The organism is Budvicia aquatica DSM 5075 = ATCC 35567 (assembly GCF_000427805.1).
GTDB classification, from domain to species: domain Bacteria; phylum Pseudomonadota; class Gammaproteobacteria; order Enterobacterales; family Enterobacteriaceae; genus Budvicia; species Budvicia aquatica.
The window spans coordinates 1-14,739 of sequence record NZ_ATYS01000020.1 but is presented as its reverse complement, the minus strand read 5'-3'; the positions used below and the strand labels follow the sequence as shown (position 1 = coordinate 14,739).

Here is a 14,739-nt window from a genome sequence, read left to right as displayed (position 1 = left end):
AGCTCCCATATACCGCAGATGGTTAAAAATAAGTTAGCCCCACGCTTTAGGTGAGGCTAACGGATCAATCATTTTACCTGCCGGGAAGTACGCTATCCTTTTTTACGGCGATAAGCCGGATGCGTTTTTTGTGGCTTAACTTCCTGCAATGGCATCACTATTGGTGAAAACTCTTTCATCACGCGGCGATAAACATCGCGTTTAAATGAGACAACCTGGCGGACAGGATACCAATAACTCACCCAGCGCCAGCCATCGAACTCAGGCGTACTGCTGCGTTGCATATTGATATCTGCGTCACTACTCAGTAGCTGTAACAAAAACCATTTTTGCTTTTGACCAATACATACGGGCTTTGTGTCCCAACGCACCAAACGTTTAGGTAACTTATATCGTAACCAGTTTCGCGTATAACCTAGGATCCGCACATCTTTTCGACTCAGTCCAACTTCTTCGAAAAGCTCACGGTACATTGCTTGTTCTGGCGTTTCACCGAGGTTTATTCCCCCCTGTGGAAATTGCCATGAGTGCTGACCATAACGGCGAGCCCACAACACTTGTCCTTGCTTATTACAGATTACGATACCAACATTCGGGCGGTAGCCATCATCATCGATCACCGGACTACCTCAAATAAGCATAAATCTTAAAGATAGCCTGATTGTTTCACACAACGTACAGGCGGTAAACCTCTGCTTTACATCGACTGATGATAATTGCAAAAAGAATAACTTGTACAAAAATTAAAAGTTATAAACAGGCTACGCTATTTTCACCCAATGTTATTCACTTTAACTGTGGGTATCTATGTGAAGAACCGGAGAACAATATGGGTAGAACCCGATATAACATTATCTCCCCCTGCTAATGATATAAAAATATTATTTATATTTTTCAATATAATAACCACGAAAATAGTTATACACAGCCTATAGAAACGTGACTTAGATCTCTAAACGGATCCTTCATGAGTAAAAAATGCTCACCGTCGTTTTTATCCACAGATAATGGTAAAAAGTTGAACACCAGCGTGGCTAATGCCCAAATATAGCCTCACGTCAAGGCTGTAAATTGAACCAGTGATCCCACTTTTGTACACTTATCCAAGATATCTGTGGATAACATGGTGTAAGATCCTGTTCACTGTCGGTGGCTTATTAAATATAAAATCCAGTGCGGCAAATTTAAATAGCGGTTAGAATGATAAATTCATCTTATAAATCACATAATTAGTTTAGTTATCCACTAGTGTAATTTTAAAGATCTATCCTGTATTTTTTATTGTATGTATTTAGACCAGTTAAGAATGGGTTAGCCATGCATAATGATTTATTACCTTTAACTATTCCAGACAGCGAACCAGAGCTGTACCAGCGGGCAATCGCGCTGGCAGGATATACCATGAAGGAGTTGGCCAGCCTGGCCGGAATGCCGATCCCCGAAGATCTTAAGCGAGATAAGGGTTGGGTTGGCATGCTGCTAGAGCGTTATCTTGGTGCCAGTGCAGGTAGCAAACCCGAACAGGACTTTCCTCATTTGGGCGTTGAATTAAAAACCATCCCGGTTAATTCCAAAGGAAACCCGCTGGAGACCACCTTTGTTTGCGTAGCCCCTCTAACGGGTAATAACGGCATTACATGGGAAAGCTCCCACCTGAGGAAAAAACTGTGTCGGGTATTGTGGGTACCGGTTGAAGGAGAGAGAAGTATTCCACTCGCTGAACGAAGGATCGGGACCGCCCTGCTCTGGAGTCCGAATGAGCAAGAAGAACGGCAGCTTCGTCACGATTGGGAAGAGCTGATGGATCTGATCGTCTTAGGCAAAGTCGAATCTATCACTGCACGCCATGGAGAAGTCCTTCAGATTCGTCCTAAGGCAGCAAACAGCAGAGTCCTGACCGAAGCCATAGGCGAACAGGGGCAACCGATTATGACACTGCCAAGGGGGTTTTACCTTAAGAAGGAATTTACTCGGGCACTGTTGGCGAGATATTTTGATTTATAGCGACGAAAGCGGGCTATGTTTATACGTTTGCTTACGCGGAATTCACCGCTCGAAATAGTCGCTATCCCGACAAGCATCGGGATAGCGACTTAGAAATAACTCATTAAGCTATTTTCTTCTTTTTCATTAACTGAACGATCCACAGTCCGCCGATTGACAGTGCCAGCAGGCTGCCGAAGATACAACCAATGACAACAACGGGCATTCCGGCTTTAACGGCCAGCGTATATAGGCCAAGCATCAGTAACATTGATGTATTTTCACCAAAGTTCTGTACCGCAACGGCATTGCCCGCACCGACCGTCTGTTTACCTCGATCCTGTAATAAGGTATTTAGCGGCACAATAAAGAAGCCGCCGAACACACCGACTAGCATAAGAATCACGTAAGAGAGAACATAACTTTCCTGTAGGATAAAACACACCACGCCAATGCCCAGCAGGATGCCTGCCGGAATACAACGGTTAACCGTTTTTAGCGTAATCCACTTAGCCGCAGCCGCTGCTCCGATCACAATACCCACCGCGACCATCGCATTTAATAGCGTTGGGGTAAGTAACCCTTCCATATGCAGCGCAATAGGTACCCAAAGGATCAGTAAGAAGCGTAAGGTAATTCCCGCGCCCCAAAATAGGCTGGTACCGACTAATGACATGCGTGTTTCGTCGTCCTGCCACAGCACCTTACAGGCGGTAGCAAAGCGCTTAATCATCTCAACCAGATTCCAGCGTGCGCCCGGGCGTGCAGCTTTCAGCCGTGGAATATAGCAGTTAGAGATAACGGCAGCCGCATAGACCACACAGCACATCGCTAACGCAAAGTAAGGGCTGATATCGACCAGCCAGCCCCCCATCAGCGAACCAACTAAAATGGCTGCCAGCGTCGAAGACTCAATCAGACCGTTAGCTTTAACCAGTTGATCGCCATGAGTGATCTCGCCAAGAATGCCGTATTTAGCCGGAGAGTAAGCCGTAGCCCCAATCCCGACTAAGGTATAGCCGACAAAAGGATCCAGCCCGCCAATAATAATTGCCGCACCTAATAACTTAATGGCGTTAGCAAACATCATGACTCTGCCTTTGGAAAAACTATCGGCAATTTGCCCGACAAACGGAGCCAACGCCACATAAGCCACAATAAATAACATCTGTAGCGTGGAGTGGCTCCACAGCGGGTATTTTTCCTGAATCAGTATGCCTAAGGTAGCAAAAAACAGGGCGCTATCACCAAATGCCGAAAAAAACTGAGCGCTGGTTACCGCGACCATGCCCCGACTCAATAGCGGCTTAGGTGTAACATCAATGGTTGTCATATTTACGCCTTTACTCCGTTGGCTCTTCTGCCAGCCGTTTCAGGGTGACATAGTCCGGTTTACCACTGCCTAATAATGGCAGTGCGCTGATGACTCTGATATCTCTTGGAACAGCCAGCCCCGGCAATCCGAGCTCCTGTGCTGCTTTAGATAATACATCCCGCGCCAGCGCTTGCGAGGTGGTAAATAACACCAGCGATTCACCTTTAGCCAGATCGGTCACTGCGGTTGCTGCATGATCGGCATCCGGAGCGACTTTTCTCGCAATCAGCTCAACGCTTTCCAGCGAAACCATTTCACCGGCTATTTTAGCAAAGCGTTTAACCCGACCTTTAATGGTACAGAAGCCTTCCTGATCAAAGGTGACGATATCACCGGTATCGTACCAGCCTTCTTCCATCTCGCCTTGCTGATTCTCAGCAACAGGCGGCTCAAGCTCGCCGGGTTTCTCAACCCGCAGATAGCCTTTCATGATGTTAGGGCCTTTAACCTGCAACCGGCCGCCCTCTTCGATTCCGGGCACTTTAATCAGTCGGGCAATCATTCCCGGCAGTATTTTACCCACGGTATGAGACTTAGCCGCCATCGGCACGTTAATGGCAATCACCGGAGCACATTCCGTCACGCCATAGCCTTCAAGAATACGAATACCGAACTTCTCCTGCCAAACTTCACGGGTTGCCGCTGACAGCTTCTCCGCGCCGGCTACCACATAGCGTAAGCGGGCAAAGTCATAGACATGAGCGAAACGGGCGTAGTTATTCAGGAAGGTCGGAGTACCAAACATCACCGTACAGTTTTGGTCGTAAATAAGCTCGGGCACAATTCGGTAATGTAACGGGCTAGGATAGAGAAATATCCGGCTACCGGTAATTAACGGAGTGAACAGACCCGCGGTTAAACCAAAAGCGTGGAACAGAGGCAACGCCGACATAAACTTATCTTTTGGCGTAAAATCAGCCACGGTGCGAATCTGCTCAACGTTAGCTAATAGGCTATTGTGAGAATGAACCACGCCTTTCGGGTTGCCTTCAGACCCAGAGGTAAACAGCACAACGGCTGCATCACTTGGTTTTTGGGGTGCCATTGCCTGACGCGGGAAAAACAGATGTTTGACGACCCAGAATTTATCCTCCTGGGTCAACATATCTTTCATATCTTCAAGGTAATACCACTTAGCGTTTGTAACCTGCTCGGCTAAATAGGTCAGTTGACCTTTTTCTAAAAATTGGCGGGAGGTAATAATAGTTTTAATTTCAGCCGCTTTCAGTGCGCTGCTCAGACCGTTAACACCCGCGGTATAGTTAAGCATTGCCGGTATTCGACCGCTGAGAGAAGTTCCAAAAATAGCGGCAGCCGTAACAATAGTATTGGGTAATAGCAGGCCAACATGCTCACCCTGCTCACTGACTTTGCCAATAATCCGACTCAGGCCGAGAGATTTTTTTAGCAATGTGCGATAGGTGTCATTCTTCATTGCGATATCAGCAATGATGGTCTGGCCCCCGCCGTAGCAGGACTTAGCATCCAAGAAGGCTTCATACAGCGTTTTGGATTTACGGGTTGCCATACGGCCATCCATCATCACCTGATGTAAATGCTCACCGGCCAATTTACGGCGCTCAGTAGACGTCGGGGCTTCAGGCATAGACACTTTAGTATCAGGAAGAACGTGAATGGTGATTTTAGGAAACAGGCGTAGCTTAAAAATTCCTTTGGAACGGCCAAAGAAGCTGAACTCGGCACCTTCAAGCCAGACCGGAATAACGGTTGCATCCGACTTTGCCGCAATAAAAGCAGCACCGTCATAAATCTTCATTAGTGAACCGGTAACTGTGATTCGTCCTTCCGGAAAAATAACAATCGGGCGGCCTTTTTCGATTTGTCGAATCAGGGACTTAATTGCCATTGGGTTACTCGGGTCCATCGGCGCAAAATCAATATAAGGCCGAATAATCCGAATAAACCAACGATCGGTTACGTTGGAATAGATAGCAAAAACAGGTTTAATGGGCAGAAAAAGCCCGAGCAGAACACCATCGAGAAATGAAAGATGGTTAGGCGTTATCAATAAACGCTCTTTGCTAAAACTGGATAAATCACCTTTGACGCTAACGCGAAAAAAGAGGCGAAAAACAAAACGTAGAAACCGGACCATCATATGAAATTTCCCTATAGCCAGCGCGATATGCGTTGATAGCATCCATTCACTATCTAAGACAATCTATTTCTTGTTCACAGTGCATTATTCGCGTTTCAAATGAATAAAAAACGACCAAAACACCTCACAGGCAAAAAAAAACCTACGCATCCGCGTAGGTCGGTGTAATCCAGTAAATGGTTCCAACGCGAACGTTGGATATTCACCAATAAATACCTCTGGGATACTGAATTTAGTTCACTCAATCAAATCCAGCCAGTGCCAAAACGAAACATTGACCGACAAAGTGTAACTAACCGTGTAATTCGTGTATTTTCTCTCATTTCTAGCTTTCACATATTGCCAATACCCTTATTTTCCGTGAGACTTAGCAATGTAATCGTTTACTTTTATTTTGGTGGGAAATCATTATGGCGACGATCAAAGATGTGGCTAAGCTGGCAGGTGTTTCTGTTGCCACGGTATCTCGCGTCATTAACAACTCACCAAAAGCCAAAGGCGTTACCCGTGAAGCGGTGCTTAACGCGATGGAAAGCCTGCAATACCATCCTAATGCCAATGCCCGAGCGCTTGCCCGCCAAACTACCGGCACGATAGGTCTTATTGTTTGTGACGTATCAGACCCCTTCTTTGGTGCCATGGTTAAAGCGACCGAACAAGTGGCTTACGCCAGCGGGAACTTTTTGCTAATCGGTAACGGTTACCACGATGAACACAAAGAGCGCCAGGCAATAGAGCAGCTTATCCGCCATCAGTGTGAAGCGCTGGTAGTCCATGCAAAAACCTTGTCAGACGATGAATTACGCGGGCTGATGCAACAAATTCCCGGCATGGTGCTGATTAATCGGATTCTGCCGGGGCTGGAAAGTCGTTGCGTTGCATTAGACGATCGTTATGGCTCCCGGCTGGCAACTAATTATCTGATTCAACAGGGCCACCGCAATATAGGCATTATCTGTTCAGACCATAAAATTTCTGACGCCGAAGACCGCCTGCAAGGCTATCGGGATGCACTAACCGAGCATCAAATTGCCATTACGGAAAAACGTATTGCTTACGGCTCGCCTGATGAGGTCGGTGGCGAAAAGGCCTTGATTGAACTGTTAGAGAGAAATCAAAAAATTACTGCGGTGGTTTGTTACAACGACACCATGGCTGCCGGTGCACTCTCAGTGCTCAGCGATAACAATATCCAGGTTCCGCAAGATATGTCGCTGATAGGCTTTGATGATGTACTGATTGCCCGCTACCTCCGGCCCGGCCTGACGACCGTCCGATATCCGGTCGTTTCTATGGCGACTCAGGCGGCGGAACTTGCGCTGGCGCTGGCACAGGGAAAACTGCTGCCGGACGTCACTAACTTATTTAATCCAACCTTAGTAAAACGGCATTCAGTATCGGGGTTAATCAGTACGGATAAGGATAGTTAACGTTTCACTTCGACTATTTTTGCAGCCCATTTCCAGAATCTAACATTCTTCCGCTAACTCATCCGTTGATTAATTGCCCGCAGTCTGGCGATACATACCCTACCGTGGTTGCAAAATAGCCAAGAAGCATCAAAGCAGTACCTCTTATTGGTATCGCATATTGGATCACAGCCCAATAACACATTGGTGACACGATTCATCTATCACTATTTGCGCCCTTCATTTTACAAACAAACAACATATACGCCAGTATTGTAACATTCAGACATTATTTTCTATGGCGGTTTATGAACTGGCGTATTGGTATTGGCGGGCGCTTGCTGTTTGCATTTTCATTATTGGCAACCATGACCCTTATGGCGACAGGCTTAAGCCTGCGTAGCCATGCGGACTTAGAATCCCGCCTTACTACCCTACATCAGAATCATATCGGGGCGCTGTTTGCCGCCACCCAGTTAAATGACCAGAGCCGGCAGGTTGTTAGCCTAGCCTCTGCACTGCTGATGGCCGAAAATCAACAAGAACGGGATCAGGTCAAAAATGAGTTACTGCATACGCTAAATCAAATGGATGAGTGGATGCGCCAACTCCCCGACAGAGACCGCTACTTTCTCGAATTAAATACCCAGATCCGACAAACTATTATGGTGCTGTATCAGGTGGCAACGCTGAAAGCATCAGCCATAGCCGGAACCCATCAGCAAACTCAAAGCTTGAATTTGCAATTTGAGCCTTGGCTGGAGCAATTTAATCAGGGGAAGCCTGAACGCCAGCGCTGGCAGTTAGAATTGGCTTTTTTAGCCGGCTTTATTGAAAAAGTAGCCGCAGCCCAAAGCTTTAACGAACTCGACTACACCTTTCTGCGCATAGAAGATATGGGTAAGAAAATTGCAGGTCAGGCCTCCTTTGACAAAAGCTTGTCTGCCGAGCAATACCAACAATTGATTCAGCTACTGGCTTTAACCTCCAGAGAGGGCCAGCTATTTAGCTATAAAAATCAGGAACTGGATCTCTCCTATCAACTCTCATTTCTGATGACCAATAACCAGCGCTATGTGCAACAACTCGCCAAGCAAATCAGCTATTACAGCCAGCAGGTCAACCGGCTTATTGATACTGAACTGTCGGCCGCCACTCAATCAGTAGCTCAGGCTAGCCGCTTAACGCTGGGTCTGTCATTGGTCAGCCTTATTTTAGTTATTACGCTGTCATGGCTGTATGTCCGTCGCAGTATTATTAATCGGATTCGCACTTTGCAGAGCAATATGAAAAGCATCGCCAAAGGCGAGCTGAATACCCCGATTATTATTCTGGGCAACGACGAAATTAGTTCAATGGCTAAGGATCTGGCTATATTTCAGCAATCTGCTTTGCGGGCAGAGCAAACCCGCTGGCAGCTACAGCAAGAAACTGATGAACGCCGCCAGGCTGAACACCAGCTAGCGCTGGCTCAGGAAGAACTGGTTCAGGCAGGAAAACTCGCTGCGTTAGGTCAGCTCAGTGTCTCGATTACTCACGAAATTAATCAGCCACTGGCGGCAATGCGCAACTATATCTTTAGCCTGAACCACTACCTGCAACAAAATGATGCTACCCAGATAAAGCGCAAAATCGACCAGCTTAGGCAACTGCTGGATAAAGTCAGCCATATCACTCATCACCTTAAAAGCTTTGCCAGAAAGGCTGATAACAACCTCTCTCCGGTTCACCTGAAAACTGTGCTATGTGCCGCAATTGAGTTGGTTCAGGTCAGCAAGCAGGGAATTGACCTACAGATTCAGCCGGTTAATCCTGAGCAGAAGGATCAATCGCTGAATGACATTTGGGCTTCGGCCGAAGCAATACGCCTTGAGCAGGTTCTGGTGAATTTGCTGTCTAATGCGATTGATGCCATCTCGTCAGTTGCTCAGCCAAAAATTATTATTGCCTGGCAACGCCTTGAACACTGGGTCGAGATACTGGTAATAGATAATGGCTGCGGGATCGCACCTGAGCATGCCGGCCGCATTTTTGATCCATTCTTTTCACAAAAAACCGCCAGCAACGGTCTGGGACTCGGTTTATCGATTAGTTACAACATTATGCAGGATCTCCGCGGACACCTCCGACTGGTCAGTAGCCGCAGTGCTTATACCTGTTTTTCTCTCAGGCTGAGATTAGTTCCGCCACCGGAATCAGGCGACAACACAGAGGATTGATGATGAATATTGAAATTATTATTGTTGATGACGATCCTTGCATGTCAGAGAGTCTGGCTGAAATGCTGGGTATTGCCGGTTTCAGCTGTCGGGAGTTTAACCGCCCTCAGGAAGCCTTGGACTATATCGCTACTCACTCATCCTGCATCGTCTTGAGTGATATCCGCATGCCGGATATCGACGGGCTCCAGCTTTTAGCCGCCGTACAACAGCTGGATAATCAATTACCGGTGATCCTGATGAGCGGCCATGCGGATATTCCACTGGCGATTCAGGCCATGAAAGAAGGTGCCCAAGACTTTTTGGAAAAGCCGATTAATTCAGAACAGCTATTTCGCCAGACTGAACTTGCCCTTAACCGCCGTCAGGCCTATTTGCAAATGAATAGCCAAAGCCAGCCCGCGTCAGCCCACGCAGAATATATGACGCAAAAAATTATTGGCCGCTCACCGGCAATACAATATCTCCGCCAGCAGGCGATGGTTTTAGCTCAGGCTCAGGTTGATACCCTGATTTATGGCGAAACAGGCAGTGGAAAAGATGTCGTTGCCGACGCTATTCACCATAGCGGGCCAAGGGCTGATAAGCCCTTTATTGCCATTAACTGCGGAGCAATGCCGGAGAACTTACTGGAGAGTGAGTTATTCGGCCATGAAGCAGGATCTTTTACCGGGGCCCAAAAACGACATATTGGTAAAATTGAAGCCGCCAACGGCGGTACGCTGTTTCTCGATGAAATAGAAAGTATGCCGCTCGTCGCTCAAGTTAGGCTACTGCGCGTGCTCCAGACCCGCACTATTGAGCGCGTTGGCAGCCATCAGCTAATTCCGGTCAATATCCACGTTTTGGCCGCCAGTAAAATGGACTTGGTTACCCTCAGCCACCAAGGGCGCTTTCGCTCCGACCTGCTCTACCGGCTCAATGTGGCTAACTTACATATTCCTCCCCTGCGCGAGCGGGAGAATGACATCTTGTTGCTGTTTGAATTCTTCTGTCAGCAAGCCGCTCTCCAGTATCAACGGGAGACACCTACGCTGAAAATTAGCCAACAAAATAAGCTATTAAGCTACCTTTGGCCGGGCAACATCAGAGAGCTCAAGAATGTGGCAAACCGCTACGTACTCGGGATCCCCGGTGACGGCATTAATCTGAATGAAGAAATACCGGCACCGGTAGTCGATATTGCCGATCTTGAACACCATCTGGATACCTACGAAAAGAAGATATTGATCTCTACGTTGGAAATATGCGCCGGAGAGCTGAACGATGTCGCCACACACTTGAACCTGACCCGAAAAACCCTTTACCGCAAAATGAAGAAACATGGTTTGAATAAACGCATCTTCCGTAGCCTGGGGAGGACAATAATGTCCTCATGAACCGTAAAATAAGGACACTTTTGTCCTTATTTTTCCCCTTACGGCTAACTGAGTCCCTTTAGAACCGCGCAGTTATTGTTAATTTTATGTTGGCATTGTTATTGCTTTGTTATAAATGAACACCTAAACGACCTAGTCGTTATACAAGAACAAAAAAACTTACCCTACATAGCATCAATGAGGACGTAACAATGACCAAACTTAAAACCAAACAGTTATCCCGGTGGTTATCCGTCTCAGCATTATTGACCGGCAGTCTGCTCTTTATGTCATCCGTTTCGGCGGCAACCTGTAGCTATCGCGGAGATCTGGACGATCGCTATTGTGATGAAAATCGGGATATGGTGGCCGATACTCCGACCGATCCTAAAGAGTGGAAAAATCCGGGCACCTTGGTGTTTAGCTATACTCCGGTAGAAGATCCTGCCGTTTATAAGGATGCCTTTGCTGACTTCCAGAAATATCTATCTGATAAGACCGGCAAAAAGGTGATTTATTATTCCGTTCATTCAAACTCAGCACAGGTCGAAGCAATGCGCTCAGGCCGGCTGCATATCGCCGGGTTCTCTACCGGCCCGACCGGCTATGCGGTTAACCTGGCTGGCTATGTTCCTATCGCGGTAAAAGGCACTGAAAAAGAGTTCCAGGGTTATAACTTAATCGTGCTGGTTAAGGCCGACAGCCCGTATAAAACTATGGATGACCTAAAAGGCAAAGTTGTCGCCCATACCTCCGTTTCATCTAACTCCGGTAACCTGGCGCCGCGTGCACTGTTCCCGAAAATTGGCATTACCCCGGATGAAGACTACAAAGTGGTTTATTCCGGTAAGCATGACCAATCAGTGATGGGGGTATTAAGCGGTGACTACGATGCCGCACCGGTTGCCTCCGATGTGTATGAGCGCATGGTAGAAGCCGGACGCGTTAAAGCAGCCGATTTCCGGACAATCTATACCAGCGCCCGCTTCCCGACCTCAGCCTTTGGTTACGCTTACGATTTAGATCCTGAGCTGGTTGCCAAAATTAAAGATGCCTTTACCACCTATCGGTTCCCGCCTGAAATGCAAGAAACCTTTGGCGGTGCCGATCGCTTCTATGCCATTAACTACAAAGATGACTGGGGAGTGGTTCGTGAAATCGCTTCAGCCACCGGCACTGCCTATAGCAAAAATGGCCTACAGCAGTTAGCCGAGAAAGAAGCCGCTGACGCAGCGAAAAAGAAACGTGAAGCCGAGGCGCCTGCTAAGCAGTAATCGCATTCGGATAGACAAGCTTTCACTTTTACCCACATTACTTTCTTTTTACTGTCTGGGATAGCCATTCGCTATCCCGCAGGAGGCCTATTACTATGACAATATCAGCCGGAATCCAGCCTCAAGTTCAACCTAAGAACTATTTAACCATTAACCAGTTGAATCACTCTTACCGTGCAGGTAAGCCGATTCTAAAAGATATCAATATATCCATTGAGCAACCGGGAATTATTGCCATTATCGGCCCTTCCGGCACCGGGAAAAGTACGCTGCTGCGCTGTATCAATCGATTAATTACGCCAACAACCGGAGAGATTCTGTTCCAACACTCCGATCTGGTTAAAGTTCAGGGCAAAGCCTTACGCCACCTGCGCCGCCAAATTGGCATGGTATTTCAGGAGTACAATCTGGTCGAACGGCTAAGCGTAATTGAAAACGTATTAACCGGCCGTTTGGGATATATGAATGCGTGGCAGGCATGGCGGCGTAAATTTCTGCAAGAAGATATCGACCGGGCCTTTGAGTTGCTCCATCACGTCGGACTAACCGATTTTGCCACACAGCGTGCCGATAGCCTGTCTGGCGGGCAACGTCAGCGAGTCGGTATTGCCCGAGCCCTGATGCAGAACCCGCATATTTTACTGGCCGATGAGCCGACTTCATCTCTGGATCCCAAGACAGCGGTAGAAATTATGGAACTGATGGATACGCTGGCCGCCAGCAAAGGTATTCCAACGCTGGTTAATATCCACGACGTTAAGCTGGCTCAGCGCTTTGCCAAACGCATTATCGGAATGAGCGGAGGGCGAATAGTCTATGACGGCCCGGCTCAGGGCATCACCGATAGCCACCTCAAAGAGATCTATGGAGGTGAATCATGGCTGGTATAAATACCCATCAAAACCCGTTTAAGACTAACTGGCTGGTCAGGCTGGGGTCAGTTGTCGTTGCCGCCTATGTGATTTATGCCTTTAGTATTATGGGCGTTAGCATGGAGCGGATTGCTATCGGTATGGAGCATGCCGAACGCCTGCTCGGACGCATGTTTCCACCTAACTTTACCCGCTGGGAACTATTACTGAACGACTTGCTGGAAAGTTTGCAAATTGCCATTATCGCCAGCGCCGCCGGTATCGTTATTTCTCTGTTTGTCGGCCTGTTCGCCGCGCGTAATATGATGCCTAACGTTATCAGTATTCCGGCCCGGGTTGTTATTGCCATCTGCCGGACTTTCCACCCGGTTATCATCGCAATTCTGTTTGTTAAGTCTGTCGGCTTTGGCGCGCTGGCCGGTATTCTTACCCTAATCGTTGCGTCTATCGGCTTTATTGCCAAACTGTTTGCCGAAGCCATTGAAGAGATCTCTTTAAAGCAGGTTGAAGCTATTCGGGCTACCGGAGCCAGCTTTATCAGCGTGATTTTATTTGCGGTATTGCCTCAGGTTTTCTCCCGATTTATTGGTTTTTCAACCTACCAGTTAGACTCTAACTTACGTAACTCCACCATGGTGGGCTTAGTGGGTGCCGGTGGTTTGGGCGGAACACTATTCTCAGCGTTCCAGCGCTTCGATTATGACTTCGTCACCGCAATTCTGATTACAATTATTGCCCTGATTTTACTGGGTGAAGCCTTATCTAATCTGGTACGGAGGGTATTTGCATGATGACGTCATTATCTCTGGCGGATAAGCCATCGGTACCTGATACACCGCCAAAATATCAGCGTTTTACCCCTCTCCAGCGCGCCGCCCGCTATTTGGTATATCTCATTATGCTGGCCTCGCTGATTGCCTCAGTCAGAACGGTAGAGGTGATTCCTGAGTTTCTGTATGACGCACCAACTCAAATGATGGATATGTTTGAACGCATGTGGCCATTGGATGTCGCGGCTTACCCGACATCAATTCATCATGCCCTGATGGAAACCTTAAACATCGCAACCTTAGGCACTTTACTCTGCCTGATAATGGCGATTCCACTGGCGTTATTAAATGCCCGTAACGTGGTCCACTCAAGGATCCTAAACTGGATAGCTCAGGTTTTCTTGGTGACCTCACGTTCGGTTAACTCGCTGGTATGGGCCCTGCTGTTTGTTGCTATTTTTGGCCCCGGCATTATCGCCGGTGTACTGGCCGTTGCCTTACGCTCCGTCGGCTTTGTCGGAAAACTGTTGGCAGAAGCGCTGGAAGAGATCAATATGGGTAGCATCGAAGCGCTAAGAGCCACCGGCGCATCAATGCCCAGCATTTTAGTTAAAGGTTATTGGCCACAGGTTGTTCCGGCATTCTTCAGCATCGTACTGTTCCGCTGGGACATTAACGTGCGGGAATCTGCCGTATTAGGATTAGTCGGCGCGGGCGGTATCGGCGTGGTACTAAACGATGCGATGAACCTGTTCCAATGGCAGTTAGTTGCCACCATTCTGGTCAGTATCTTAGTGGTTGTATTATTGGCCGAATGGGTTGTCGTCAGGGTGCGTAAGAAGTTAATCTAAACCAACCGAAGGTCAGCAAAGAAACGCGATCGTCGTCCCTCCCGTTGAAAAATGGGGCGAACCCTTAGGTTAAGTGCTAACTTGTTAGCTAAAATCTGGATCCCCGCTTTCGCGGGGATGACGGAGAAAGGGATGACGATCGAGTGGGATTACATTGCATAGCACACTCTCGTCGTCACCCCGTTGAAAAACGGGGTCCAGTCCTTAGGCTAAGTGCTAACTTGTTAGCTAAAACCTGGATCCCCGCTTTCGCGGGGATGACGGAGAAAGGGATGACTCTCGAGTGGGATTACATGGCATAGAACACTCTCGTCGTCACCCCGTTGAAAAACGGGGTCTAGTCCTTAGGCCAAGCGCTAGCTTGTTAGCTAAAACCTGGATCCCCGCTTTCGCGGGGATAACGGGAGAAAGGGATGACTCTCGAGTGGGATTACATGGCATAGAACACTCTCGTCGTCACCCCGTTGAAAAACCTGTCTCTTGATCAGATCTCCTGATCAAGAGACTTC

The 14,739-nt window shown here is 47.8% G+C and carries 11 protein-coding genes; 8 read left to right on the top strand and 3 right to left on the bottom strand.

What is annotated here, in order from left to right; all coding sequences use genetic code 11:
- Positions 1-92: 92 nt before the first annotated feature.
- Complete coding sequence (gene rppH, locus YWE_RS0109930) at positions 93-620, bottom strand: RNA pyrophosphohydrolase (RefSeq protein WP_029094388.1); 528 nt, start codon at positions 618-620, stop codon at positions 93-95.
- A gap of 697 nt (positions 621-1,317) precedes the next feature.
- On the opposite strand from rppH, the gene mutH reads away from it, so the two are divergent.
- Entirely contained in the window at positions 1,318-2,004 is a 687-nt protein-coding gene (gene mutH, locus YWE_RS0109925; RefSeq protein ID WP_029094387.1) for a DNA mismatch repair endonuclease MutH, read from the top strand.
- A 103-nt stretch (positions 2,005-2,107) separates the two neighbouring features.
- On the opposite strand, the gene lplT is transcribed toward mutH, so the two are convergent.
- Positions 2,108-3,316 (bottom strand): lysophospholipid transporter LplT, encoded by a 1,209-nt coding sequence (gene lplT, locus YWE_RS0109920; protein ID WP_029094386.1) that lies wholly within the window; start codon positions 3,314-3,316, stop codon positions 2,108-2,110.
- A 10-nt stretch (positions 3,317-3,326) separates the two neighbouring features.
- Positions 3,327-5,477 (bottom strand): bifunctional acyl-ACP--phospholipid O-acyltransferase/long-chain-fatty-acid--ACP ligase, encoded by a 2,151-nt coding sequence (aas, locus tag YWE_RS0109915; RefSeq protein ID WP_029094385.1) that lies wholly within the window; start codon positions 5,475-5,477, stop codon positions 3,327-3,329.
- 410 nt (positions 5,478-5,887) lie between these two features.
- Between aas and galR the strand changes: the two genes are divergently transcribed.
- From galR to phnE (YWE_RS0109880), 7 genes are all read left to right on the top strand, one after another.
- Positions 5,888-6,907 (top strand): HTH-type transcriptional regulator GalR, encoded by a 1,020-nt coding sequence (gene galR, locus YWE_RS0109910; RefSeq protein WP_029094384.1) that lies wholly within the window; start codon positions 5,888-5,890, stop codon positions 6,905-6,907.
- 287 nt (positions 6,908-7,194) lie between these two features.
- Positions 7,195-9,105 (top strand): ATP-binding protein, encoded by a 1,911-nt coding sequence (locus YWE_RS27035; RefSeq protein WP_051323275.1) that lies wholly within the window; start codon positions 7,195-7,197, stop codon positions 9,103-9,105.
- Between the two features lie 2 nt (positions 9,106-9,107).
- A complete protein-coding gene (locus tag YWE_RS0109900) occupies positions 9,108-10,484 on the top strand; it encodes a sigma-54-dependent transcriptional regulator (RefSeq protein WP_211231001.1) in 1,377 nt (458 codons plus the stop codon).
- Positions 10,485-10,675: 191 nt separating this feature from the next.
- On the top strand, positions 10,676-11,737 hold the full coding sequence (gene phnD / locus YWE_RS0109895) for a phosphate/phosphite/phosphonate ABC transporter substrate-binding protein (protein ID WP_051323274.1): 1,062 nt from the start codon (positions 10,676-10,678) through the stop codon (positions 11,735-11,737).
- Positions 11,738-11,832: 95 nt separating this feature from the next.
- Positions 11,833-12,627, top strand: a complete 795-nt coding sequence (gene phnC / locus YWE_RS0109890; protein WP_051323273.1) for a phosphonate ABC transporter ATP-binding protein — start codon at positions 11,833-11,835, stop codon at positions 12,625-12,627.
- On the top strand, positions 12,615-13,400 hold the full coding sequence (gene phnE / locus YWE_RS0109885) for a phosphonate ABC transporter, permease protein PhnE (protein ID WP_029094380.1): 786 nt from the start codon (positions 12,615-12,617) through the stop codon (positions 13,398-13,400). Before phnC ends, phnE (YWE_RS0109885) begins: the two co-directional genes overlap by 13 nt.
- Positions 13,397-14,230, top strand: coding sequence for a phosphonate ABC transporter, permease protein PhnE (gene phnE / locus YWE_RS0109880; protein ID WP_211230999.1), 834 nt, complete (start codon positions 13,397-13,399; stop codon positions 14,228-14,230). The genes phnE (YWE_RS0109885) and phnE (YWE_RS0109880) overlap by 4 nt, the downstream gene beginning before the upstream one ends.
- The last annotated feature ends 509 nt before the right edge of the window (positions 14,231-14,739 follow it).